Source organism: Pyxidicoccus sp. M15 (assembly GCF_056858435.1).
Map to the genome: position 1 here is coordinate 8,069,815 of NZ_CM166495.1, position 25,157 is coordinate 8,094,971.

The 25,157-nt window shown below is 72.0% G+C and carries 15 protein-coding genes; 5 read left to right on the forward strand and 10 right to left on the reverse strand.

All coding sequences use genetic code 11. The features are described 5' to 3' along the window. The first annotated feature begins 13 nt into the window (after positions 1-13). Together ACX9TP_RS29635 and ACX9TP_RS29640 are read left to right on the forward strand one after the other, a co-directional pair. A complete protein-coding gene (locus ACX9TP_RS29635; RefSeq protein WP_482973993.1) occupies positions 14-2,080 on the forward strand; it encodes an ATP-binding protein in 2,067 nt (688 codons plus the stop codon). A 12-nt stretch (positions 2,081-2,092) separates the two neighbouring features. Continuing rightward, positions 2,093-5,191 (forward strand): phage tail protein, encoded by a 3,099-nt coding sequence (locus tag ACX9TP_RS29640; protein WP_482973994.1) that lies wholly within the window; start codon positions 2,093-2,095, stop codon positions 5,189-5,191. Positions 5,192-5,202: 11 nt separating this feature from the next. Here the strand turns inward: ACX9TP_RS29640 and ACX9TP_RS29645 are convergent, their stop codons facing one another. Further along, positions 5,203-6,198, reverse strand: a complete 996-nt coding sequence (locus ACX9TP_RS29645) for a hypothetical protein (protein ID WP_482973995.1) — start codon at positions 6,196-6,198, stop codon at positions 5,203-5,205. 139 nt (positions 6,199-6,337) lie between these two features. Between ACX9TP_RS29645 and ACX9TP_RS29650 the strand changes: the two genes are divergently transcribed. From ACX9TP_RS29650 to ACX9TP_RS29660, 3 genes are all read left to right on the forward strand, one after another. Next, positions 6,338-8,908, forward strand: coding sequence for a glycosyltransferase (locus ACX9TP_RS29650; RefSeq protein WP_482973996.1), 2,571 nt, complete (start codon positions 6,338-6,340; stop codon positions 8,906-8,908). Between the two features lie 8 nt (positions 8,909-8,916). Next, on the forward strand, positions 8,917-9,681 hold the full coding sequence (locus ACX9TP_RS29655; RefSeq protein ID WP_482973997.1) for a glycosyltransferase family 32 protein: 765 nt from the start codon (positions 8,917-8,919) through the stop codon (positions 9,679-9,681). A gap of 189 nt (positions 9,682-9,870) precedes the next feature. Beyond that, positions 9,871-11,694 (forward strand): tetratricopeptide repeat protein, encoded by a 1,824-nt coding sequence (locus ACX9TP_RS29660; RefSeq protein ID WP_482973998.1) that lies wholly within the window; start codon positions 9,871-9,873, stop codon positions 11,692-11,694. Between the two features lie 103 nt (positions 11,695-11,797). On the opposite strand, the gene ACX9TP_RS29665 is transcribed toward ACX9TP_RS29660, so the two are convergent. The 9 genes from ACX9TP_RS29665 to ACX9TP_RS29705 form a co-directional block, all read right to left on the reverse strand. Then, entirely contained in the window at positions 11,798-12,874 is a 1,077-nt protein-coding gene (locus ACX9TP_RS29665) for an NAD(P)/FAD-dependent oxidoreductase (RefSeq protein ID WP_482973999.1), read from the reverse strand. 22 nt (positions 12,875-12,896) lie between these two features. After that, positions 12,897-13,298, reverse strand: a complete 402-nt coding sequence (locus ACX9TP_RS29670; protein ID WP_482974000.1) for a hypothetical protein — start codon at positions 13,296-13,298, stop codon at positions 12,897-12,899. Between the two features lie 3 nt (positions 13,299-13,301). Then, complete coding sequence (locus tag ACX9TP_RS29675; protein ID WP_482974001.1) at positions 13,302-13,709, reverse strand: hypothetical protein; 408 nt, start codon at positions 13,707-13,709, stop codon at positions 13,302-13,304. Positions 13,710-13,904: 195 nt separating this feature from the next. Further along, positions 13,905-14,363 (reverse strand): hypothetical protein, encoded by a 459-nt coding sequence (locus ACX9TP_RS29680; RefSeq protein ID WP_482974002.1) that lies wholly within the window; start codon positions 14,361-14,363, stop codon positions 13,905-13,907. A gap of 134 nt (positions 14,364-14,497) precedes the next feature. Next, the gene (locus ACX9TP_RS29685; RefSeq protein WP_482974003.1) at positions 14,498-16,795 is read right to left on the reverse strand and encodes a lantibiotic dehydratase; all 2,298 of its coding nucleotides are present in this window, start codon (positions 16,793-16,795) and stop codon (positions 14,498-14,500) included. Then, on the reverse strand, positions 16,792-18,468 hold the full coding sequence (locus tag ACX9TP_RS29690) for a serine/threonine-protein kinase (protein ID WP_482974004.1): 1,677 nt from the start codon (positions 18,466-18,468) through the stop codon (positions 16,792-16,794). Before ACX9TP_RS29690 ends, ACX9TP_RS29685 begins: the two co-directional genes overlap by 4 nt. 208 nt (positions 18,469-18,676) lie before the next feature. Continuing rightward, complete coding sequence (locus tag ACX9TP_RS29695; protein ID WP_482974005.1) at positions 18,677-21,007, reverse strand: lantibiotic dehydratase family protein; 2,331 nt, start codon at positions 21,005-21,007, stop codon at positions 18,677-18,679. Positions 21,008-21,083: 76 nt separating this feature from the next. Further along, complete coding sequence (locus tag ACX9TP_RS29700) at positions 21,084-24,296, reverse strand: serine/threonine-protein kinase (RefSeq protein WP_482974006.1); 3,213 nt, start codon at positions 24,294-24,296, stop codon at positions 21,084-21,086. An 11-nt stretch (positions 24,297-24,307) separates the two neighbouring features. After that, on the reverse strand, positions 24,308-25,156 hold the full coding sequence (locus ACX9TP_RS29705; protein ID WP_482974007.1) for a hypothetical protein: 849 nt from the start codon (positions 25,154-25,156) through the stop codon (positions 24,308-24,310). Between the last annotated feature and the right edge of the window lies 1 nt (position 25,157).

A 25,157-nucleotide genomic window follows, 5' to 3' on the forward strand; every position in this document is an offset into this window, starting at 1 on the left:
CCCGAGCCGCGCCATGTCCGACACCCCGAACGCCTCCGCGCCCGGCTCCGAGCCCGTCGAGCACTTCAAGCTGTACTTCTTCGCCGCGGCCACGCGGGTGCTGGTCCACGGCGCGCGCACCTTCGGAGGCGAGCGCGCCCTGCTGGCGCGCTTTCCCTTCCTGGAGTCGTACCGCGAGGAGCTCACCGGGCTGGGCATCGAAGCGCTCGAGAGCGAGGACGGCCCCGGCCACTGGCCCGGTGCGCTGGCCGCCTGGGAGTCCGACGTGTCCTGCCACCTGCCCCTGCGCGCGCTGCGCCAGGCGGCCGGCCTGGAGCATGAGGCGCTGACGCTGCTGCTCGCGGTGGGCATGGTGGAGGAGGACGCGCGCTTCGGCACCTTCTTCGCGGCGCTCCAGGGCACGCCCACGCTGCACCGCCCTACCCTGGGCCTGCTCAACGCGGCCTGGCGGGGCGAGGACGACCGGGGCGAGGTGCGCGCGCACCTGCGCCGGCTGATGGACCTGGGCCTCGTCGAGGTGACGGACCGCGAGGCCCCTCGCTCCGAGTGGGCGCTCCACGTCCCCGGCGCCGTCTGGGATGCGCTGCGCGGCGAGGCTCCCGAGCGGCCCGCGCCGTGGATGAAGCACCACGCGCACGCGACGCTGGAGCGCGACGAGCCGCTCATCGTCCCGGAGCCGCTGCGCGAGGCGCTCACCCGGCTGCCCTCACTGCTGGGCTCGACGGAAGTCCGCGCGCTGGTCGTCAGGGGCCCCCGCCACAACGGGCGGCGCACGCTGCTGCGCTCGGTGGCCCGTGCCCTGGGCCGGGGCATGCTGGAGGTGGAGGGGCCGCACAAGGGGGACGACCCGCGGTGGCGCATGGTGGGCCCGCTGGCCACGCTGCTCCACGCGCTTCCAGTGGCGGTGCTGGAGCCGGCCCCCGGTGAGGCTGCCGAGGTGCCGGAGCTCACCGGCCTGGACGGGCCGCTGGGCGTGGTGCTCGGGCGGCTGGGCGGCGTCACCGGCGGCGGCGTGGACCGCGCCCTCACCCTCGCGGTGGACATGCCCGGCCCGGAGGAGCGGGCCCTGCACTGGAAGCGGGGCCTGGCGGGACGGCCCTGCGCCTGCGTGGACGAGCTGAGCACCTCCTTCCGCCTCACCCGGGGCCACGTTCGCCGCGCGGCGCGGCTGGCGCAGGCCCACGCCGCGCTCGCCGGACGCGCGGAGGTGAAGCCCGACGACGTGCGCGAGGCCACGCGCGCGCTCAACCGGCAGGCCCTGGACACGCTGGCCGTGCGACTCACCACGCAGGGCGACTGGGGCCAGCTCTCCGTAGCCAGCGAGACGATGCGCGAGCTGCGCCTGCTGGAGACGCGCTGCCGCGGCCGCGAGCGCATGGGCGAGGCCGTGGGCGGCTCGCTGGCGAAGCAGCTCACCCCCGGAGTGCGCGCCCTCTTCCAGGGCCCCAGCGGCACCGGGAAGACGCTGGCCGCGCGCCTCGTCGCCGCGGCGCTGGGGCTGGACGTGTACCGGGTGGAGCTGTCCTCGGTGGTGAACAAGTACATCGGCGAGACGGAGAAGAACCTCGCCCGCATCTTCGCCCTCGCGGAGGAGCTGGACGTGGTGCTGCTCTTCGACGAGGGCGACGCGCTGTTCGCGAAGCGCACCGGCGTGGGCTCGTCCACGGACCGGTACGCGAACCTGGAGACGAACTACCTCCTGCAGCGCATCGAGTCCTACGAGGGACTCCTCATCGTCACCACCAACGCGGCGGACGCCATCGACACCGCCTTCCAGCGGCGCATGGACGTGGTGGTGGACTTCCGCGCCCCGGACCCGTCCGAGCGCTGGACGCTGTGGCAGCTCCACCTGCCCGCCGCGCATGGGGTGGACGCGGGCCTGCTGCGTGAGGTGGCCGCGCGCTGCCAGCTCAGCGGCGGGCAGATTCGCAACGCGGTGCTGCACGCCTCGCTGCTGGCGATGGAGGACGGCGGGCCGCTCGGCTCGGCACACCTGGAGGCCGGCGTCCTGCGCGAGTACCGCAAGGCCGGCGATGTCTGTCCCCTGCGCCGGCCCGGCGCCACCTCCCTGCGGGGCTGAGAGCCACCACCCATGCCTCCCGCCCGAGCCGCCGCACGAGGTCCTTCCCGCGCTCCCGCGCGCGGTGGGGCCCCCGCGCGTCCCAAGGGCGGCGCCACCACGGCCGCGGCCCCGGGCGGCGCGGCGGTGAAGGTGGGCGGCGACGCGGAGAAGGACCCGCGCTTCCGCAAGGTGAAGGAGCAGCTGGAGAAGAGCGCGCGGAAGACGAAGCAGCACCCGCCCGCCGCGCAGAAGGCCTCCGAGGCCCAGGCCGCCGCCGTGTCCCCGCCCACCGAGCGGACCGCCGGCGCGAAGGCCAACCAGGTGGACGCCATGAAGTCGGCGGAGGCGCCCAAGGCAGAGCCCAACGGTTTCCTCGCGTTGCTGCGCGCGGAAATCGAAAAGGTGATGCCGAAGACGCTGGATGACGCCGACAAGTTCATGGAGGGCAACGAGACGGCCCAGGTGAAGGACGCCGTCTCCGGAGGCGTGAAGGAGCAGAAGGACACGGCGGCGGGCCCCACCGAGCAGGCCTCCGCCGCGCCCCCGGACACCGGCGCCGTCCCCGCCCGCGCTTCAGCGCCCATGCCCGAGGAGCCCGCCGTCGCGGTTCCGCCCGTCAACGGCGCGGAGGCCATGCCCGCGCCGAAGCCCGCCGCGCAGGTGCAGGCGCTGGGCAAGCCCAAGCAGGACGCCGACCAGCAGATGAAGGAGGCCGAGCTGACGCCGGAGCGGCTCAAGAAGGCGAACGACTCGCGCTTCTCCGCCGTGCTGTCGCAGAAGTCGAACGTGGAGAAGGTCGCCACCGCGGCGCCCGGGAAGTACGTGTCCAGCGAGACGGCCACGCTGGGGCAGGCGAAGGCCAAGGCGTCCAGCGACGCGAAGGCCGGCGTGACGCAGATGGGCGGCGTGAAGGTCTCCGGCAACACCAAGGTCAAGACTCGGCAGTTGCTGGCCAAGCAGCGCGACGAGGCGCGCCGCAAGGAGGTCAGCGACCACATCGAGAAGCTGTACCAGACGACGAAGCAGCGGGTGGACCTGAAGCTGTCCACGCTCGAGTCGGATGTGATGCGGCTGTTCGACCTGGGCGCCGAGGCGGCCCTGGCGGACATGAAGTCGTACGCCAACCGCGAAATCGACAAGTTCAAGGACGACCGCTACAGCGGCCTGCGCGGCAAGGCGCGCTGGCTCGCGGACCTGTTCCGCCCCGTGCCCGAAGGCATCAAGGTCATCCTGGGACAGGCGCGCACGCGCTTCGCCGCGAAGATGGACGCGCTGGCGGTGCGCATCTCCACCATGGTGGACACGCGGCTGGCGGATGCGAAGGCGGAGGTGGACAAGGGACAGACCGCCATCAAGTCCTACGTGGAGAGCCTGCCGAAGGATTTGCAGGCGGTGGGGCGCGAAGCGCAGCAGGCGATGAACGACCGCTTCGAGGAGCTGCGCAGCGGCATCGACTCGAAGAAGAACGACCTCGCCCAGAAGCTGGCGCAGAAATACAAGGAGGCGCACGACAAGGCGGACGCGGCGCTCAAGAAGCTGGAGGAGGAGAACGCCGGCGCGCTGAAGAAGCTGGCGGACGCCATCGGCGAGGTCATCAAGATCCTCACCGAGTTCAAGGACAAGCTGATGGCCGTGCTCCGCAAGGGGCTGGAGACCATCAAGCTCATCCTGTCGGACCCCATCGGCTTCCTGGGCAACCTGCTCGCGGCCATCAAACTGGGCTTCACCCAGTTCGTCGGCAACATCTGGACGCACCTGAAGAAGGGCTTCATGACGTGGCTGTTCGGCTCGCTGGCCGAGGCCGGCATCCAGGTGCCGAGCGACCTCAACGTCTGGTCCATCCTCAAGCTCGTCCTCGACGTGCTCGGGCTGACCTACGCGTGGATGCGCAGCGAGGCCGTGAAGCTGATGGGCGAGCGCAACGTGGCGCTCCTCGAGAAGCTCGTCGAGTACATCACCGTCACCATCAAGGGCGGCCCCCAGGCGCTCTGGGACAAGCTGAAGGAGGATCTCTCCAACCTGAAGGAGATGGTCATCGACGCCATCCAGAACTGGCTCATCGAGACCATCGTCAAGCAGGCCGTCACGAAGATCCTGTCGATGTTCAACCCGGCCGGCGCCATCGTCCAGGCCATCATCGCCATCTACAACGTGGTGATGTGGGTCATCGAGAACGCCTCGCGCATCGTCGCGCTCATCGAGGCGGTGGTGAACTCGGTGCACGCCATCGCCACGGGTGCCATCGGCGGCGCGGCGAAGTGGATTGAAAACGCGCTGGCGAACCTGATTCCCATCGTCATCGCGTTCCTGGCGCGGCTCATCGGCCTGGGCGGCCTCTCCAAGAAGATTCGCGAGTTCATCACCAAGGTGCAGACCAAGGTCCGCGCCGCCGTGCTCGGCTGGCTGAAGAAGGCCTGGGCGTGGGTGAAGAAGCTGTTTGGCGGGGGCGGCGGGAAGGGGAAGAAGGACGAGAAGGCGGACGACGAGAAGAGCCGTGCGGTGAAGGCCAAGGTGCGGCAGGCCCTCAAGTCCGGCCAGAAGGACCTGAACAACAAGGCCGAGTTCTCCGCGGTGCTGGATGGCATCGCGCGGACCTATGGGCCCGAGGGACTCAAGCTGCTGAAGGTCCAGCCGCAGAGCGGCGGCAAGTTCGCAATCATGGCGTCCGCCAGCGCCATGGAGATTGTTGGCCTGGTCAACGCCCTGGTGAAGAAGGACACGGGCTTCGTCGTGGCCATCCTGCAGGTCAACGGCATGAAGGTGGGCAATGCCATCTACAACGAGGGCGGCGGCAAGGCGCACGCGGAGGAGAAGCTGGAGATCATGTTCGGGCCGATGTTGGCGAGCTACACCGCCGCCCATCCCACGAACCCGCCGCGCACGATCGAGGTCTTCGTCAATCAGAGCCCCTGCAAGAGCAAGTGCACCCCCAAGCTCATCGGGCTGAAGAACAAGTACAAGACCGTCGATAAGTGGGTCCTGTATTACAAGGTGCTCTACGCGGGCAAAGGCAACAAGGAGTTCGAGAAGTCCATCGAGGCGCTCGAGATGCTGCGCAGCGAGGGCTTCCACGTCATGCAGTTCGACGAAGCGCTCGCGATGGAGAAGCGCGCCGGGGGTGGGAAATGAGCCCCGCGACGCTAGCGAGCCAGGACCGACCGCAACCAGCGCAGCGGGTCCATGAACAGCTTCTGCTCCCACAGTGCATCAGGGGTGAGCTCGTCATCGTGCTCGGCGGCCCGACGAACGACCTCGCGAGACAGCGCCTCGTCCGGAGGCGGTGGGAGTGCACGCTCCGGGAGCCCGCAGGCGTCCTGACGGGGTTGCTCGTCCCTCAGGACGAAGCGGTCGCCGGGGACATCCCGGGAGACGTCGCCGCGATGGAGAAGCGCCCCCAGGTGGTCGACCCACTTGCGGACTTCGAGAAGGTCGACCTGGGCGGGCAACCCCGAGTCGAGGAAAGGCGTCGCCGAGCGGGGGTTGGCACCAGCCAGCGCCCGCGCCAGGTCGGAAGGCAGGGGCGCCTCCGTATCGAGCCGCTTCAGCACCGCCGACGAGAGCGTGCCCCTCAGGATGAGCAGGTCGCCGGCCACGTCTCCCGGGCTCTGGTGGCGATACTTGATGAAGACGGCCAGTCGTTCACGAACCGTCTCGAAGACCGTCGTGCATCCGTACCCCGGCCATGGACCCGAGGAACGGGGGAAGCAGAGCGACACGTATTCCGAGGCCTTTGCCAGTGCGGCGCTCTCCGGGACTGCCTCCCAGTCCTGGACGTCCGCCTCCGGGTCCTTGCAGCAGTCCTGGAGCAGGGCCCAGAGATGGTCGAGCGGGCAGCCACGCTGGAACAGCGTTTCCCAGACGCCGCGCGAGGGACCGGGGACCGGGCCTCGGGCCAGCCATTGGATCAGGTCATGGATGAGTCGATTGTAGGTCTCCCGGCCGAGCCGATCCCGTTGCTCATGAGCGACGGAGAGCAGCGAGGGGGGAGAGGTCTGCCCGGGCTCGAGGTGCGGAAAGGCTGTCTCACGCGCATGCTGGACGATGGCCTCCACGTCCGGTGGCGCGAGTCCTTCCTTCGCCAGCTCACCCGCGAAGCGCTCCCAGGGAAAGTGCGGCTCCGAAGCAAAATCCTGCATGCGACGTCTCCTGGGTGGGGCTCACGCGGAGCGGGACGGTCCCCCCGACCTCCGCACCCGACGAGGGTGACAGCAGCCACCGGGCACCGCAAGTCATTCACCCCGGCGCCACCGCGCCCCGACCTCCGGAGGGATTGCCGTGCGTAACACCTTCGCCTGCCTCGTCCACGAGAGCCGGGAGTGCGTCATCGACCTGGTGCGCAACCTGCACCACCTGGACCCGGACTCGCGCATCCTGCTCTACAACGGCGGCCGCGACGCGGACCTGCTCACGGGCTTCCCGTTCGAGAAGTACAACGCCGTCGTGCACCCCTCCCCGAAGCCGATGAAGTGGGGCTGGCTGCATGACTTCGCGCTCGACTGCTTCCGCTACGCGCTGGCGAACGAGCCGTTCGACGCGATGACCATCGTCGACTCGGACCAGCTCGGGCTGCGGCCGGGCTACTCCGCGTTCCTCGGTGACTTCCTCAAGGCCAACCCCGGCGCGGGCCTGCTGGGCAATGTGCAGACGCCCCGCAGCCCGAGCAACCGCGCCGCCCCCGCCGTCAACGCCCGCCGCGAGCTGGACCTGTGGCGGCCCTTCCTGCGCAGGTTCCCGCAAGGCGAGGCCCAGTTCGTCCACTGGACCTTCTGGCCCTCCACCGTCTTCACCGCGGACGCCGCGAGAGATTTGGTGAGGCTGTGGGACGGGGACTCGCAGCTGCACGACATCCTCCGGCGCTCGCGCATCTGGGCCACGGAGGAGGTGCTCTTCCCCACCCTCGTCGCGCTCATGGGCCACAAGCTCCTCACCAGCCCGTGCAACTACGAGCTCGTGCGCTACCGCGTGCGGTACACGCCCGCGCAGCTCGACGCGACCATTGCCCACCCGGCCGGCTTCTGGGCACACCCCATTCCCCGCCGCTTCGACGACCCGCTGCGCGCACACGTGCGCTCGCGGTACCTGGACTACGAGGGCACGGCTCGGGCGGCGCGGAGCGTGGACCCCGTGGAGGCGCAGGCGGTGGAGGTCTCGCTGGCCGACATGGCCGCGAATGGTGACGACGACGCGCCGAAGCTGCTGCTCACCTGGCCCATCCTCGCGGAGATGCGCAAGGTGGAGGGCTGGCTGTCCGACGAAGAGGCGGACCTGCTCATCGCCGCGTCGTCCCGCGCGCTGTCGTCGCAGCCGGAGCCCTACGCGGTGGTGGAGGTGGGCAGCTTCTGCGGGAAGGCCACCGTCGTCCTGGGCCGCGTGGCCGAGGTGCTGGGCTCGCCCGCGCCCATCCACGCCATCGACCCGGGCGACGGCGTGGTGGGCTCGCTCGACGGAGGGTTCCAGCACGCGGGCCCGACGCGCGACAAGCTTCTGCGGACGCTGCAGCAGGCCGGGCTCGCGTCGCGCGTCCGCGTCCACTTCGGGAGCGCGCCCTCCGTGCCGTGGAGCGCGCCCATCGGCTTCCTGCTCGTGGACGGGCTGCATGACTACGCGAGCGTCTCCGCCGACTTCCGACACCTGGAGCCGTGGCTCGTCACCGGTGGGCTCGCCGCCTTCCACGACTGCGCGGACTACTTTCCGGGCGTGAAGCGCTTCGTGCAGGAGTTGCTGCGCGGCGGCAGGTTCCGGCGCGTGCACATGGCGGGCTCGCTCGTCGTGCTGGAGAAGCTGGCCACGGTGGCGCGGGCGGATGCGGGGGCCGCGCCTCCTCCCACGCTCGACGGAGGGGCCACGACGGATGCGGTGGCCGCCCGCCCTGGCGTGGAAACGGTGACGGCACCATCGGGTGACGGCGTGGTCGCCGCGAACGAAGTCTCCGCACCGCTCGTCGAGGAGCCTCCGTCAGTCAAGAGCGTGGCCGCCGCGAACGAAGTCTCCGCACCGCCTGTCGCGGAGCCACCGACGCCTCCCCCACCGGGCGACAGCGTGGCCAGCGTGAGCGTCAGCGCGCCTTCGGCCCCTGCGCCCGCCCTTCCCGCCCGCGCTCGCGTCACCCCGCCTCCGGGGAAGGAGGGCACGCAGGTCTCCTGCATCATGCCCACGCTCAACCGGCGCCGCTTCGTGCCGCTCGCCGTGCGCTGGTTCCTCGCGCAGGACTGGGAGCACCGGGAGCTCATCGTCGTGGACGACGGCACCGAGCCCGTCGGCGACCTGCTGCCCGAGGACCCGCGCATCCGCTACGTGCGACTGGACCGTCGCCACTCGCTGGGCGCCAAGCGCAACCTCGCGTGTCAGGCGGCGCGCGGCGACGTCATCGTCCACTGGGACGACGACGACTGGTCCGCGCCCACGCGCCTCACCTACCAGGTGTCGTCCCTGCTCCGCGCGAGCGCGAGCGCCTGCGGGCTCACCCGCGTCTACTATCACCAGCCCACGACGGGTCGCTCCTGGCAGTACGTGTACCCCGTCGGCCAGCGCCCCTGGGTGTCCGGCAACACGCTCTGCTACACACGGGACTCCTGGCGCCGCAATCCGTTCCCCGACATCAACGTCGGCGAGGACGCACGCTTCCTCTGGAGCGACCCGTCCCGGAAGCTCCTCGTGCTGGACGACCCGTCCTTCTTCGTCGCCTGCGTGCACGACGCCAACGTCGACCCCAAGCGCGTCCACCACCGCTACTGGCACGCCCACCCCACCGACGCCATCCGCGCGCTCATGGGTGACGCCTTCGACGCCCTCCGCAACGCCGCCCTCCCCGCTGAACCGCGCCCGCTCGCCGCGGGAGCACCCTGAGGCCCGCCATGACTCCCGCCCTCACCTTCATCTTCCACGACCACATCATCCGTCCCAGCCTGGTCGCCGCCGTGCGCTCGGCCATTGCCCACAACAAGAGCGCCGTCGTCCGCGTCTACTGCAACCCGGAGAGCATCCCCCGCTACCAGCCGCTGCTGCCCAAGGTCCACTTCGAGGACCTGACGCAGTACTTCAGCGCGCTGCAGACGACGCGGATGGACGTGGCCGCGCGCCGCATGCGCGCCTTCGCGCTGCACCAGCATGGCGGCTGGTACCTGGACTCCTTCGACACGCTCACCCTGCGCACGCTGCCCGCGGTGGAGCGCTTCACCATCGGCGAGGAGTGCTGGGACGCGCACCGCCGCTGCGCCGGCGTCTGTGCCAGCCCGCCGGGAGACCCGTTCGCCGAGGCCTGGCTCACCGCCATGAAGGCCATCCCCGACGCGCAGTGGGACCACTGGACGGACCAGAACATCGCCAACCGCGTCCTCGACTCGCGCCGCTTCCGCGTGGACCAGCTGTTCACCGGCCTCCTCAACTGGCCGTCGGACACGGGCTTCGAGGGCGAGCTCAAGCTCTCCGAGAACCAGGTGGAGTGGCTCGTCGACAATGCCTGGGTCATCCACTACTACGCCCGCGGCGCTCGGGGCGTTCCGTACCGGGAGATGGACCTCACCGCACTGCGTCGAGCCCGCAACCTCGACGGGTGGATTCCCCGGCTCATCCTCCACTACAGCAAGGGCGTGCCCGAGGCGTCGAAGCAGCCCGCGTGAGCCGGCCGTCAACCGCTGGACGCCCCCGTACAGGGGGGTGGGATTTCTGTTATGGGGTGGATTGCTCGGTTTCTCGGACGATGTGAGGATGGAGCTCCCCTCCGAGGAGCCGACCGTGAGCTGCCCCCTCGTCGTGCCCGCACCGCATGCTCCCGCTGTCCACCCCGCCGCTGAAGTAGGGCCTTGCCCATGAGGACGCGCGCGCTGGCCGTTTCGGTGGCGGGCGGAGTCCCCTCCGTTCTTCCCTCGCGGGCGCTGGAGGTCGACGCGGGCGTGGCGCTGCCTGTCGCCTTCGGTGGGCTGCGGAAGGTGTTGCGCGCCTGTGAGGAAGCGGCGCCGGAAGTCGTCGGCGCGCTCGCACGGGCCCACCCGTCGGAGTGGAACCGCCTCTTCCCCGGCTCCATCCTCGGCGTGCCCGACTTGAGCGACCTGGCGCTGACGCCCTCCGAGCGCCGGCTCCACCGCGAGTCCGAGCAGATGTTCTGGGTGCTCAACGTGGCGGCGAAGGCCATCGTCGAGACGCTCCGCGCGAGCGGCCGCCCGCTGGTGCTGCACGGCGCGGGCGAGTGCGACCTGGTCAGCCTGCGCGCGGTGATGCGCGCCGCCGAGTGGAGCCGCCTGGAGGGACTGGACGGGACGCTGCTGCTCACCGGGTGGAACGTGCGCCGGCCGCACGGCGCGGTGGACTTCGAGGCCCGCCGCCAGGCCTACCTGGATGCGCTGTGTGACCGCATGCGTGCTCCACGCGCCTCCGGGCCGGGACTGGTGTCCTCGCGCGTGCCGGAGCCCGCGGTGGACCTGGAGGGGCGCTACCTGCAGCTCGCGGTGGACGGCGCGCAGGCGCGTGAGGTCCGCGTGGCCGCGGCCATCCTCGCCATCCGCGCGTGCTTCTTCACCACCAACTACGAAGGCGCGATGCTGGCCGCGGAGCAGGGGCTGGCGCTGCTGGACGACGCCCCGGACGCGACGCTGGCGGCCCGCGTCGCCGACGCGTGGGACTCGCTGGACACGGGCTTCACCACGCCGGCCATCGAGATTGACCGGAGCAGCCTGGGCGACGTGGAGGAATTGCGCGCGCTGCTCTGCCGCTGCCTGGGCGTGGTGCACGTGTTCACCGGCTCGCACGACGCCGCCATGGAGGCCTTCGGCCGCGGGCTGGCGTGCCGCATTCCGCCGGAGCTGGTGTCGCGGCTGCACATGTTCCGCGCGCTCACGCTCACCAAGCGCTTCGGGCAATTGCCGAACGCGCGCGCCGAGGTGGAGGCGGGACTGGCCGCGCTGGAGCGGAGCACGGCGCCGGACCGCGCGCTGCAGGAGGGCTGGCTGCGCAACGTGTGCGCGCTCACCTGGTTCCAGGAGCGCAAGCTGGACAAGGCGGTGGTGGAGGAGAAGCTCGCCATGCGCTGCGTGGGCGATTTGCACGACGCCAGCGCCACGCACCTGAAAATCAACCTCATCTCCAACGCCAGCTACCTGCAGGAGACGGCGCGGCAGTTCGGGGATGCCATCGCCACGTGGCGGCGCTTCGAGAAGATCAGCGAGCGCTGGGGCGCCAACTTCGCCAAGCACCACCGCTACCGGCTGGCCGGGCTGGAGCTGGGCGCGGGCGAGCGCGACGCCGCCGTGGCTCACTTCACCGAGGCGTACGCCAACGCGGACGAGCTGGGGGACTCCTTCCACCGGCAGGTCATCGCCGCGGAGCTGGGGCGGCTGTTCCTGGACGAGCAGCAGCCCGCCGCCGCCGTGGAGTGGTTCGCCCGCGCGGAGGAGCACGCCCGCGCCGTGGGAGACCCGCAGAAGGTGGCGGAGAGCCTCGCGGGCCTCGCGGTGGCCGGCGGCCACACCGACTGGACCGAGGCCCTGCGCTGCGCCCAGGCGAGCACCACCTGGCCGAAGCAGACGGCGGCGCTCGTGGAGGCGCTCACGAGCGGGGACGCGAAGGCGGTGCAGGCCGCGCTGCCCCGCGCGAGGACGAAGCTCAACCGCCCGTTCGACGCGGTGCAGCTGTACTGAGTGGCAGGTTCAGCATGACGCCGTGAGGTCATGCTGCCTCGCACGGACGAAGCTCCTCCGCCCGTTCAGGGCGAGGCAGCGGTACCGGCCGGCGGCCCTGGCGTCAGGGCTTCGCGGCCGTGGCGCGAGCCGGGTCGAATGGAGCCACTGCGTCACAGTGGCCGTGCACCAGGAGCTCCGCGACGCAGGCCCCGGTGAAGGCGCCGGTGAGGATGCCCTGCCCTCCCAGCCCGGTGGCGACGTACGTGTGCCGGGTGCCGGGGTAGCGGCCGATGTACGGACGGCCGTCCGGCGTCACCGCGCGCAGCCCCGCCCAGGCGCGCACGAAGCGGGCGTCCCTCAGGCGCGGCGCCAGCTTCGCCACCGTGGCGCTCAGGTGCAGCAGGCCCGCGGGCGTCACCTGCTCCACGAAGCCCGCGTCCTCCTCCGTGGCGCCGACGACGATTTCCCCCGCGCGCCAGGGGGCCAGGTACGACGGGCCGGAGACCACCCGCGTGAGCTGGAGCCCCGGCTGGTGCACCACCAGCATCTGCCCACGCACGGGCTTCAGCGGCAGGGCGGGCAGTCCCTCCACGACGGCGGACCACGGGCCCGCGCTGACGAGGAGGTGGTCCGCGCGCAGCGTCTCGCCCTCCAGGTGGACCTCGACGCCGTCGGACGTCTCGGTGATGGAGCGCGCGGCAGTGCCCGTCCGCACGCGCACGCCCTCGCGGATGGCGGCGTCCCGGAGCGCGTTGACGTAGCCGTCCGTGTCCACCATGTGGCCGAGGGTGCTCTCGAAGGCGCCGAACAGGGGCGTGCCCTCCAGCGCGGGCTCCAGCTCCACGAGCCTCGCCGCGTCCACCCAGAGGCCCGGCCCCTCCGCGTCCTTCGCGGCCTTCTCCGCGAGCGAGTCCCGCGTCTTCGCGTCCGGGACGACGCGAAGGATGCCCTGCCCGCGTCGCAGCTGGGCCCCGTCGGGAAGCGACGCGAGGTCCGCGGCCAGGGCGGCCCGGCCCGCGCGCGCGAAGGCGAGCAGCTCCAGGTCGTCGAACAGCCGCACCGAGGGGATGGCGACACCGGCGGCGGCGCGCGAGCCCCGGCCTCCGGGGTCCACGGCGTCCAGCACGGTGACGGAGGCTCCAAGCGAAACGAGCCGGCGCGCGGCCGAAAGGCCGACGACGCCAGCTCCGAGAATCACGAGGTCTGCGCGGGGCCGCACATCAAGTCCCGGTTTCCTTGGCCGCGTTGAGCGGCAGGGCCACCAGGTGGAAGTTGCTGCCGATGTGCGCGAAGCCGAAGCGCTCGGCGCGCTTCACCACCGCATCCAGCTGCGTGTAGCCGAGGAGGATCTTGAAGCCGAGCCTCGCCGCCTCCTTGCAGATGGCGTCGACGATGGCGTCGACGTACGTGGAGCGCTCCTCGCGCGACATTCCCGGCGCGGCGACGAGGTTCTCGATGAGCGCCACCGAGCTGTCCGTACGATACAGAAACCCCGCCGCACGGCCCGGGATGATGAACCCGGTCTGCGGCAGGGCGTCGTGTGTCATCGACTCGTTCCAGAGCTGCAGCCAGCCCTTGATCTGCTCGAAGTGCAGCTCCGGAACGTAGGGGATGGGGGTCATCGATTACTGGAACAGCATCGAGGCCATGCGCTGAGCGGTGAGCTCGCGGGTGTTGTGCATGCCCTGGTCCGTGAAGGCCTTCGTGGTGCTGCTCTTGAGGAAGTCGCCCACGATGTCGGTGACCTTGCTCTTGCCGGTCGCCAGGTTCAGCGCGCCGCTCAGCAGGCTGTTGCCGCCCATGCCGTCCATGAGCGCCTTCCCGCCAAACTTGCCGAGAACGTTGCCCATGACGCCGCCCATGCCGCCGGGGATGAGGTCGGTGGCCGCGCCGATGAGCGACTGCAGGGGGTTCTTGCCCTGCATCAGGCCGCTGGCGAAGCCCATCGCCGCGCCCAGGAGCGGGTTGACCATCGACACGAACGGCTTGACGACGTCCATCACCTTGCCGAGAGCCTTGCCAATTCCACCCATGGTCGAGTCCTTTTGGTAGTGGCCGCGGTGCGGCCATCAAGTGTTCCTGTTGAGGAGATTGTCGGGGACCCGGCCTGATTGTTTCCGTGTTACCCGAAAAAACTGTCCGTCCGATGGAAACCCCTGAGAATCCAGGGGTTTGGCATTCAACGGAGCGTGAAATCCGGGGGAAAATGCCCGTCCCCGGTGGACGGCTCAGCTCTTCGGCGTGGAGGGTTTCTTCGGATCAGCCTGGAGGGACGTGGGCGACGCGCCCTTGCGAGCCTCGGGCGCCCCCTTCTGGGCGGCGTCGGAGGCGAGCGCCGTCTTGTAGCGGGCGTCCGCGTCCTTGTCGTTGAAGCCGTCCAGCTGCTGCGCGCGGCTGATCATCACCTCGCCGTTGATGATCTTCTCCAGGTGCGTCTGGAGCTCCTCGACGGTGGGCACGCTGGGGTCCTGGGCCTTCAGCTCCTCGTCCGGGGTGATGATGAGCTGGGGCGGCTTCTCGGGGTTCTGGGCGTAGTCGAGGATCTTCTCCACGTACTCGGCCACGTCGATCTGCATCAGGCGGGCCTGCTCCTTGACGTCCTTGTCAGCGAGCAGCTCGGCGCGCAGCTCCGCCACCGGCTTCTTCAGCTTCTTCGGCGGGGGGACGACCTGGTTCTCTCCAGCCATGGGCTCTCTCTCCAGAAAAAAGGGCCCGTCATCCCAGCAGGGGCGGAAAGCCCCGCCAGGCCCGGGCATGGGGGCATTCTGGCCGCTGATACACCCCGGATGTCAAAGGGCGCCAGCCGCGTTTTGCGGCTTCGTCACGCCTGCCCGCCGGTCCACCGGGTGAACTGCATGCGCAGCTCGCAGGTGTAGCGGCCGCGCGCGTCCTTCAGCCAGAGCTGCTCGGGCGCGGGGTACATCTCCTCCACGGACAGCCGCTCCGCCTCGCGGGCCAGGTGCGAGAGCAGGTCCAGGGCGAAGGGGCTCGCGGTGTCGATGAGGTACGGCTTGCGCTCCTTCGAGCTGCGCATGAAGACGAAGCGGGGCCACCCGCCCGCCCGGCGCTCGCGCTGCACGGCGAGGAACATCTCGAAGCCCGCGGGCTTCGCCAGCCGCTCCGCGGCCAGGTCCCACCGCTCGCGCTGATACACGGCGCCGCCCACGCTCAGCCGCGGCAGGTGGCTGCCCCTGGTGCGCAGCGGCGCATGCAGCACCTGGGGATGCGCGAGCGCCGCGAAGGGCGGGTACGAGGAGAAGTCGTCCAGCGGCAGGTACAGGCTCAGCCGCTCGCCCTTCCCGTCCACCAGCACCGGTCCCTGGGGCGTGGGGAGCACCTTCACGTCGGCCGGCGTCAGCGCGCCGTCCTCCACGTCCAGCACGTCCGACACCGAGTACACCAGCCGCCGCCCCGGGAAGACGTAGAAGCCCTTGTTGCGGCGGCGGATGGAGAGCCCCACCAGCCCGCGCGCGGCCGGGTCCGCGTCCAGCCAGCGCGAGGCCACCGAGGCATACCGCTCGCGCTCCGGCTGGAAGGCGCTCAGCCAGCTCCACAGCAGCAGGTGGTGGTGGACGCGCGCCAGCATGATTTCGAAGCCGCCGCCGTCCGGCTTCGCCGCGAGACACACGTCCGGCAGCGCGTAGCGTCCGCCCGGCGTGGAGGTGCCGAGGAAGTCCGTGGGAAGCGCGCGCGTGCGGGCGCCGTCCTCCTCCAGCAGCACCGGGGGCACCGGCGAGAAGCGGCTCCCCGACACGTTGTCGGGGCGCAGCCGCACCGCGTACTCGAGGAGGTCCACCGGCGTCTCGTCCGGGCCGAGCGCGTCGCGCACCTGCTCCTTGAAGCCGCGCTGCACCTTCTCGCCGTACGCGGCCGACAGCTCCAGCGCGCCCGTGAGCGCCGCCTCCAGCTCCTCGGTGAAGCGCGCACCGAAGCGCAGGCGGAACGGAGAGCTGGCCTCCTCGTAGAGGATGAGCCGGTCCGCGTACACCTGGCCCTCGCCGCGCCGGGCGGGTTTGGTGGTGGCCTCGGTGAAGGCGGCCTCCAGGCGAGGCAGCAGCTCACGGCGACGGGTGAGGTCCGCCGTCTCGAAGTCGGCGCGCATGCGCGCGAGCGTGTCCAGCCGCTCCAGCCAGCGGGCGCGGGCGTCGGACTCGGGCAGCGCGGCCACGGAGTCCCGCAGGCTCTCGAAGGTGCCGAAGTCGTTGGGCCGGAAGGGCAGGCCCCACAGCAGCAGCGCGGACTTCACCAGCGGCAGGGCCTGCCGCTCCACGTCGTCCGTCGCGACGCCGAGCACCCGGGCCGCCTGCACCGGCGTGGGGTGCTCGCGCAGCACGGCCAGCAGCTGCTCCGCCTGGGGGGACAGGGGCACGTCCAGCTTCAGCGGGGCGCACGCGGCGCGGCCGGGCGTCACGGTGAAGAGCGGGTTGAGGCGCAGGGGCAGGTGGGGGCGCAGCGTGCGCTCGCGACCCACGGCGCGCGCCAGCTCCGTCACCGCCCAGAAGGAGAAGAACGTGCGGCGGCGCGTGTTGCCGCTGGGCACCGTGCGCACATCGTAGCCGTCGTCGTGGGTGCGCTCGCCGTAGGAGATGGGACCGAAGAAGCTCGTCGTCTCGTTCTTGGCGCAGAAGCGCTGCAGGTACGTGTAGACCTGCCGCTCCACCCGGCGCGCGTCGGAGGTGTCCGGCCGCTCGCCGCCCTTCAGGTAGCGCGACCAGACGTTGTCGAACATGGCCGGGCTGGAGAGGAACACGGCCTCCTGGATGGCCGGGTCCGCCGCGCGCTCTCGCAGTTGCCGGCGCAGGCCCGTGCGCTCCCCGGCGTAGCGGGACTGGAGCGACTGGCGGCTCTCGAGGTAGCGGGCCAGCGCTTCCCTGAGCGCGGGGCCATGGCGGGGCTTGAGCGCGGGCTCGCGGCCCTGGGCCAGCGACTCCTGCAGGGCCCGAGCGTCCGCGTCGCCGCCGTCGGCCCGGGCCGCCGCGAGCAGCGCGTCCTCGTCCGCGAGGAGTTGGGAGGTCTGCGCCAGCAGCTCCCCCGACAGCCCGAGCGACTCCAGCCAGTCGAACGGGAAGCCCGCGTGCCGCAGCACGAAGACCTCGCCCAGCGTCCAGGTCTCGCTCATTCGTGCACCCTCGTCAGGACTGTCTTGCCCACCAGCGTGTCCACCAGCTTGCGCCGCTGTGCCTCGGGGACGGCGCCCAGTGCCTCGGCCGCGGGCCGCGGGTGGTCCAGGCCCGCGAGCTTCGGCGCGAGGCGCGCATCCATCGCGAGCACCGTGCCCGTGCGCAGGTTCGCCGCGTACCACGTCGGCTTCGGCGCACCATCAAGAGACGCCGGCAGCTGGACCAGCGCGCAGTCGTCGTCCAGGCGGATGGACGCGCGCTCGGAGGTGTCCGCGGGCTCGCCTCTCACGGGCGACGGAGCCGTGGGCCCTCGGAGGCATGCGGCCGCGACACGGCCCGGATTCAGGGGGGCTCGCTGCATCAGCCGGGTGCTCAGGGCCGCGAGCACCTCCGGGAGCCGTGAAGTCGGAATCGTGTTCGGAGCCTCGAAGGGCTGGCTCCGGGCGAGGTCCCGGTCCGGCGGAGAGCGCTGCGGCTCCATGGAGAGACGCTGGAACGGACGGTCGATGGCCCGATGTTCCAGGGGCCAATGGAAGGGACGCGCTCCGGCCACGTGGTCGAACAGCGGCTCTGTCTCGAGCGCGGTGAGCGTCTCCTCCAGCGCCGCCTCGTCCACGCCCGGCGCCCCCACCCACCACTCCGCGACGACCCGCACGCCCGCTTCCCGCAGACGCCGTGCGCCGCGCACCATGGCCGTCACGTCCATCCGGGCGCCAAACGGGTCCACCACGAAGCCTTCGCGCACGGCGCAGAACCCCACCACCGCCACGCGGCAGCCGCTCTCGATGAGGGCTTCCGCGTGCAGGAGCGAGGCCGCCAGCACATGGCCACCCCAGGGAGCGCCGCCGGTGAAGCCCTTCACCTCGTCCGGCGTGCAGGCGCCGAGCACCTGCTTCGTCGTCAGTGTCCTCAAGTCCCTGGGCTCGGGTGCGTCGAAGAGCAGCGCATCGGAGTCGTTGCGCGGAGGGGCGACCGTGCACACCAGCAGGTCGAGTGACTCGGGAATCCAGACGAGCGACTCCGGGCCCGGCTCATCGGGCCACGGAGCCACGCGCCAGCGCAGGGGCGCGGCTTCGTCGACGAACTCCGCGCGCTGGAACATGGGCATCCGCGCCAGCACCTTGCGGTGCGCCGCCGCGAAGGGGCCCGCGACCTCGAGCGGCACCTCCGGCGGACAGGCCCGCGCGAGCCATGCCGCCGCCGGCAGTTGCTGGTCCCGCTCCAGCCAGAGGCGCACGCGCTCCGCCTGCGTGAAGCTCGCGGCGGCCCGGGCCAGGTCCTCCGCGTAGGGGGCAGGCTGTCCCACGGTGCGCAGCACGTCCACGCTCCGCTCGGTGGTGCCCTCTTCCAGCTCCAGGTCATCGAGCCGCAGGCGCACGCCGCTGGGAGGCCCCGAGAGGGCCGTGAGCACCGCGCCCAGGGCCCGGAGCCGGGTGTGGCCCTGGCGGTCCTCGCGAGCCGACAGCGCCTGAGCCGCGCGCAGCAGGAGCAGCTCCCGCATGGACTGTGGCGCCGCGGGCGCTGTCACACGCGCCTCGAGGGCCTCCGCCATCGCCGCGTCGGAGACGATGCGGCGACAGAAGTCCCGGGCCACGTCCAGGACGTGCCACCCGGCGAGAGCATCCGGAGCGAGCGTCACGTCGCGGTGTGGAGGCAGGACCAGCAGCTTCATCTCCGTACCTCCGGTGCGACTTCGCGGAAGGCAGGACGGGCGGCGAGCGGCGACATCACTCGCGCGCATCCGCCGAGGCGACCCGAGCGGCTGACACCCGCCCCCTGCGGCAGGCGGGGCTGTGAGGTCCCCAACCCCGCTCGCTCCACGACCTGCACGCCCGCGTCCGGCATGGGCGTCGGGCCCGGGCACGATGACACGCGCCTCCTCACTCCCCACCCTCCACGTCGGACGGCGGCGGCGCGCCCCACAGCAGCGTGCAGCGCAGCTCCACGGTGTGGCGGCCTCCGGGGCCTCGCAGCCAGAGCTGGTCCGGCGCGGGCCGCATCTCCGACAGGAGGACCTCCTCCTTCTGCTCCAGCAGGTTGAGGAAGACGCGCAGCAGCGGCGGGCTGCGCACGTCCACCAGCACGGGCTTTCGCTCGTCCTTGAACTTCGCGAAGACGCAGTCGGGCATCCCCCGCGCCTCCCACACGTCCACCGCCGCCCGCAGCCGCGCGCGGTCATCCCTGCCCGCGAGCAGGGCCTCCCGCTCCTCCGCGCCCAGCCGCCACTGCTCGCGCTGCACCACCACCCCGCCGAGCGTCAGCCGGGGCGTATGCGCCCCCAGCGACACCCGCAGCGGGCGGATGCGCGGCAGCGCGAAGGCGGTATGCACCAGGCTCTCCAGCTCTCCGTTGTAGAGGCACACCTCGGAGCCCAGCCGCTTCGACACCAGCCGCGCGCTCTTCCCGTCGCTCTCCACGAACAGGTCATCCAGCGGCATCCGCCACGCCGAGGCCCGAGCGCTCACCCCGCCCAGCTCCACCACCGGGCCAGGGAACTCCGAGGGCAACAGCCCGGTGCGTCGCGACGCCAGCACCGTCAGGAGCGGCATCGGCCGGCGCAGTGCGCCCAGCGCCCGCACCATGCCGCTCTCCACCTTCCCCCGGGCCTCGTGGAACTGGAGCGCCCAGCCCCACACCAGCGCGGTGTCGTGGATGTCGCCCATCACCAGCTCGTACTCGCCCCGGCCCCACGCCTCCACGTCCCGTGCGCCGACGAGCAGGTCCACCGAGGTGACGAGCGGCAGCGCCCGCGCATCCTCCGGCGTCGACGGCGCCGCCACGCCTCCCAGCTCCACGTGCCGCACGGACGCGTCGGAGATGGCGCCCGCGAGCAGGTCCGCCACCGACGTGTCCGAAGGCACGGGCCGGTCCGCGTACGCGGCCACGACCTTCCAGAAGGGCACCGTGCGCGCGCCCACCAGTCCCGCCACCGCCGCGCGAGCCGCCTCTCGCGTGCGCCGGGCCGCCTCACCCATCCACGCCAGGGCGGGCTCCAGCCGCGTCGCCAGCTCGCTGGCGCGCTCGCCACCCACCTCCACGCGCAGGTCCCCGCCGCACTCCTCCCGGAGCGGCAGCCGGTCCTGGTAGAAGTTGTGCGACTCGGACGCCGGGCCCCGCTCGGACGGCGGCGCCACGCCCCACGTCGCCCGGGCCCGCTCCGCGAAGGACGCCTGCAGGGCCATCTTCCCCGCCGCGTCCGCCGCGCCGTACCGGCCCATCAGCTCCACGAGCGCGCTCAGCCCCTCCACGTGACGCCGCGCCGCCGGACAGGGCAGGCCCGCCACGCGCTCGGCCAGGTCGTCCACCGGGTGGTGCACGGCGGCGGGCACCTCGAGCTGGTGCGTGAGCAGGCCCTTGTCACAGCCGAGCCGCGCCGCCTCGCGCGCCAGCCCCGGCGCCACGCCCAGCGACGAGGCCAGCCCCGCCAGCGTGCGCGTGCCGTCCGCCAGCTCCACCAGCCGGGGCAGCAGTTCCTCCGCGCTCTCCGGCGTGGGCGCCGTCTTGCGCGCGGGCACCTCCGCGAAGGCCTTGCGGCGCAGCACCAGCCAGGAGGCAACCTCCGGGTCGAAGGCGATGGCACGCACCAGCCCCTGCACCAGCCACGAGGCCGCGAAGGTGTTGCGCCCCACCAGCACCTCCGGCCCGGACCAGCGCAGCGTCACCCCCGTGGGGGCCTCCGCGGCCGCCCGGCCGTAGTTGATGGGGCCGAAGAAGCCCATCGTCTCGTTCTTCGCGCACAGCCGCTGAAGGTAGCTGGCCACCTGCCGCCGCAGCCGCGCATCGTCACGGCCTTTCAGCAAATCTCCCGCCACCGGCGGACTGGAGCTGGCCACCGCCTCCAGGAAGCGCGGCTCGCGGCGCAGCGCGGCCATGGCCGCCTCCACGCTCGCGCTCTCGCGCTCCAGCGCCGCGGTGAAGGCGTCCTCCGCCTCCCGGGCCGCCCGGGCGCGCGCGTTCCACGCGGTGAAGACCTCCGGCGACTCCAGCCCCTCGGTGTCCACGGGCCGCCCGGCCTTCAGCGCCGCCAGCACCGCGCGCGGGGGGCGCTTCACGCGGGGGCCCTGGGCGCGCAGGGCGTCCAGCGCCCGAAGCTCCGCGGACAGGCGCCGGGCTCCCGCGGCGGACTCCGGGCACCCCAGGCGCTCCAGCCAGTCGAAGGGGAAGCCCGTGGTGCGCACCACGAGGTGGGGGAAGAGGCTCCAACCCTTCATGCGTTACGCACCCTTCGTCGTGGAGCAGGGGGCGCGTGCGGCGCCCGGAGGTGTGACGCGCCGCTGCCTGGTGCTGCTACCGCGCCTTCACCTCGATTTCCTGCCCCGGCACGGCCATCACCCACAGCTTGCTCACGCCACCCGGGCAGCTCACCAGCACTTCCAACTCGCGGCCCGCTTCAATGGGAGACTTCACCAGCGGCGTCACGCCCGGAAGCATCGACCCGCCCACCTGGACCTGGCAGCCCTGGGAGGCGCCCGTCACGCTCAGCAGGCCCTTCGTCCCGGGCTGCTGCTGGACGTCCGCCAGCGTGCGCACGTCGATGCCCTCGCGCTGCAGCGTCGTCCCGAAGCGGCGCAGCTTCCCGCCCACCGCCGTGGAGACGAGCAGCGGCCCCTCCGCCGGAAGCGGTGCCGAGTCCTGCTCCAGGCGAAGGCCGCCCACGTAGACGTGCTCGCCCTCCTCCACGTTGATGAACCCGGAGCCCGAGCCGCGCATCATCACCAGCGCCACCGCGCCCACCACCAGCAGCCCGCCCACGCCCAGCGCCATCCACTTCCAGGATGCGCCCTTCGGCGCCTCGGGTGCCGCGGCTTCCGGAGGAGGACGCGGAGCCGGGGCCGCGGCGTGCGGTGCCGGCCGGGCCGGAGCCGCGTGCGCGGCGGCGGGAGGCCGGGCGTGTTGTCCGGTCGGATGCGCGGGCTGCCGCGTCTGGGTCGCATGCGGCCCGGGCGCCACGGCCTGCACGGACGCGGAGGGACGCGGAGGGTGCGCCATGGCGGGCTGCGGCTGCGACGGCCGCACCGGCGAGGCCGCGCGGGCCGCCAGCGCGTCCATGCCCGGCGGAGGCTGGCCCTTCGCCAGGGGGACGACCTCCGTGCGCTCCTCCATGTCCAGCTCGGGGAGCTCGGGCAGCGGAGGCTGCGGAGGCGTCACGGGCGGAGGCGGAGGCGGCGGCGCCGCCACGCGCGGCACGCTCCCCGTGGGACGCGCGGGAGGCGCGGCGACAGGAGGCGGAGTCGCGGGCCGGGGGCCGCTGCCCGTGGGCCGGGGCCCACTGCCGCTGCCGGTGCCCGCCGGGTGCGAGCCGCTCCCCCGGTTCGCCGCGCGACCGTCCGTCGGGGCGACCATGTCCCCCGTATTCACGTTGCCGCTGCCCGTGCCGGAGGGCATGGGCCGCGGGTGGCTGCCGGTGCCGGAGGTGGTCGACGGCGCGAACTCCGTCAGCCGGTCTCCCAGCGTGTCCTTGAAGAACTGCGCCACCGCCGCCGGCGACGAGTTGAGGCGGTGGTGCGCCATCACCGCCTCGATTTCCTCGCGCATCGCCGCGGCCGACGGCGTGCGCCGCGCCGGGTCCTTCACCAGCGCGCGGAGGATGAGGTCGGAGACGTCCTGCGGGATGTTCGGCTTGAGCTGCGACGGCACCGGCGCGGGCTCGCGGACGATGGCGTTGAGCGTGGCCGCGTCGTGGTCCCTCTTGAACGGCAGCTGGCCCGTGAGGATTTCGAAGAGCACCACGCCCAGCGCGAACACGTCGTTGCGCGCGTCCAGCGAGCGCCCGGACGCGGCCTCCGGGGAGATGTACGAAATCTTCCCCTTCAGCACGCCCGCCTGCGTGTGCTCCTCGCCCGCCACCTTGGCGATGCCGAAGTCGCTCAGCTTGACGGCGCCGTCCAGCGAGATGAGGACGTTGTGCGGGCTGACGTCGCGGTGCACCACCGGGTGCGGCGTGCCCGCCGGGTCCACGTACGCGTGCGCGTAGTGCAGGCCCGCGGCCACCTCCGCCACGATTCGCAGCGCGTGCTCCATGGGGAGCGCCAGCCCCTTGCGCCGCAGCTCGTTGACCAGCTTCTTGAGGTCCGGCCCGCGCACGTACTCCATCAGGATGTACGCCACGCCGTCGGACACGCCCACGTCGAACGTCTGCACCACGTTCGGGTGCGTCAGCCGCGCGTTGGCGCGCGCCTCCGCGAAGAGCATGTCGACGAACTCGGGGTTCTCCGCGAACTGCGGGAGAATCTTCTTCATCACCACGAACTTCTCGAAGCCCTTCACGCCCACCTGCTTGGCGAGGAAGACCTCCGCCATGCCGCCCTGCCCCAGCCGCCGGATGATGTTCAGCTTGGTGCTGCCCAGCGAGTTGGAGATGTCGGTGGAGTTGCCCGTCTTCGCCTGCGGGTCCACGTTCGTGGAGCCGAAGAGGTACTGACTGAGGGCGCGCGGCTCCAGCGCCTCCATGTCCTCCAGCGGCCGGTCCGTGAGCGGCACGCGCGCCAGCAGCCCCTGGAGCTGCGGCATGTGCGGCACCCTGGCGATGCCGCCGCAGATGGGGCACGCGCTCTCCACGTTGGACTGCTGCGCGCGCAGCTGCGCCAGGTAGTCCGCGGCGAGGATGCGCTGGTGGCTCACCTGCCCGCAGTGGCGGCACTCGCACGGCAGCCACAGCGAGGCGATGCGCGCGGGAGGCTGCCGCTGCGAGCGCGCCAGCACGGCCAGCGCCGGCGGCGGCAGCCGGCACAGCACCACCTGCGCGCCCTGGGCCGCCGTCTCCAGCACCTGCTCCAGCTTCGGCAGCGCCTCCGGCTCCACCTTGCTGACGTGGCTGAAGTCGAAGGCGACGCGGCCCTCCAGGCCGGACGCCAGCCGGCGCACGTTGAGGTCGCCCTTCAGCACGCTCGCCAGGGTGATGTACGTGATGTCGTCCTGGACGATTTTCAGGTGCTGCGCCAGCTCCGGCTGCTCCGCGGGCATGCTCGCCCGCAGGTAGCGCATCACCACCGGGTCCACCGTGCCGAACTGCTGGCGGCGCGCGAAGTCGAAGAACTCGCCGGGCTGGTCCGCGAACTCCAGCGGGTTGGAGCACACCGGGCAGGTGTGCTCGGGCGCGCGCTCCTCCTCGAGCGTCTTCGCCTCGTCCTGCAGGTTCACCACCCGCAGCCGGTCGTCGTTGCACGTGCGGCAGGTGTAGGGCGCCAGCAGGGAGAGCACCCGCGCGACGCCCGCGAAGCCCTCCACCATGTTGAGCTGGTCCACCATGACGGGGGGCGCGTGGACGACGTACAGCCCCAGCGCTCCGGGCGGCAGCTTGGCGGCGAATTCAATCCACCGGCGCACGCCGAAGGAGCTGATGCGCTCCACCCGGCCCAGGTCGACCACCAACAGCCCGTTGAGATCCGGGCTGCTGGCCGTCAGCGGAAAGGTTTCGTCGATGACGCCGGAGACCCGGACGTGGGTAATCGTACCCACGCGGAGCCGGCTGATGATGGCGTTGGAACCCTGGCTATCCACCGGCCCTGACCTCATTGCAGACAAAACAGCAGAGACTTCGGCTGGGTGGCGCGGCGACGCGCCTCTCCCAGGTCCACCACGCACAGGACGCGTGACTCACGCCCCACGGACACCCGGACCGCCACCGTGGCGCAGTGCTCCAGGATGCGCCGCAGCCCCAGGCCCGCGCCCCCGCCAGAGGCGTCCACCCGGACGCGTCCTCCCCAACCCTCCAGCGCCCGTGCGAACGGCCCCGGACGCAGCCCACCGAAGCGGTCCACCACCTCCAGCCACATGCGGCCGTCCTCCACCGCGTGCGACAGCTCGCAGGCGTCCTCCGCGGCGACTTCCGTCACCTCGGTGCGCCGGTGCGCGTAGCGCTGCTGGCCCCTGGCATCCACCGGAGCATCCAGCAGCGCGTTGACGGCCAGCTCGTGCACCACGTCCGCCACCAGGCCCGCCGCCGTACGGGAGCCCTTGGCCTGCCCCACCGCCGCCGACGCCGCGTCCGCCACGGTGTTGATGTCCACCACGCGCTGCAGCCGGTGCCGCGTCACCGCCGCGCCCTGGGGCAGCAGCGGCCCGCCGCGCAGGAGCGCGCCCAGCAGGCGCACGTCCCACGCCGAGGGACGGCCGTCCTCGCCGCTCGTGGCCAGCAGCAGCGCGGGTGGCTCGCGGCGCAGCAGCTCCGCATGGGACGGGGCGAGCCGTCCGTCGAAGAGCACCAGCCGGCGCGGGCCGGCGGCGGGCAACGGCCCCGGGTGGAGGGCCACGCCCCCCTGTGCGAGGGCGGGAGCCGCCTGCTCCAGTTGCGCGGGAGAAAGCGACTCGTCGGCGATCAGCAGGAGGCCGCCGGCCTCCAGGTGGGATGCGGTACTCAAA

Excerpts from the sequence above, each read along its gene's own strand:
- ACX9TP_RS29695 (WP_482974005.1), bottom strand. The coding sequence starts at position 21,007 with ATGAAGGGTTGGAGCCTCTTCCCCCACCTCGTGGTGCGCACCACGGGC.
- ACX9TP_RS29680 (WP_482974002.1), bottom strand. The coding sequence starts at position 14,363 with ATGGCTGGAGAGAACCAGGTCGTCCCCCCGCCGAAGAAGCTGAAGAAG.
- ACX9TP_RS29645 (WP_482973995.1), bottom strand. The coding sequence starts at position 6,198 with ATGCAGGATTTTGCTTCGGAGCCGCACTTTCCCTGGGAGCGCTTCGCG.
- ACX9TP_RS29660 (WP_482973998.1), top strand. The coding sequence starts at position 9,871 with ATGAGGACGCGCGCGCTGGCCGTTTCGGTGGCGGGCGGAGTCCCCTCC.
- ACX9TP_RS29675 (WP_482974001.1), bottom strand. The coding sequence starts at position 13,709 with ATGGGTGGAATTGGCAAGGCTCTCGGCAAGGTGATGGACGTCGTCAAG.
- ACX9TP_RS29635 (WP_482973993.1), top strand. The coding sequence starts at position 14 with ATGTCCGACACCCCGAACGCCTCCGCGCCCGGCTCCGAGCCCGTCGAG.
- ACX9TP_RS29640 (WP_482973994.1), top strand. The coding sequence starts at position 2,093 with ATGCCTCCCGCCCGAGCCGCCGCACGAGGTCCTTCCCGCGCTCCCGCG.
- ACX9TP_RS29655 (WP_482973997.1), top strand. The coding sequence starts at position 8,917 with ATGACTCCCGCCCTCACCTTCATCTTCCACGACCACATCATCCGTCCC.
- ACX9TP_RS29690 (WP_482974004.1), bottom strand. The coding sequence starts at position 18,468 with ATGAAGCTGCTGGTCCTGCCTCCACACCGCGACGTGACGCTCGCTCCG.
- ACX9TP_RS29685 (WP_482974003.1), bottom strand. The coding sequence starts at position 16,795 with ATGAGCGAGACCTGGACGCTGGGCGAGGTCTTCGTGCTGCGGCACGCG.
- ACX9TP_RS29670 (WP_482974000.1), bottom strand. The coding sequence starts at position 13,298 with ATGACCCCCATCCCCTACGTTCCGGAGCTGCACTTCGAGCAGATCAAG.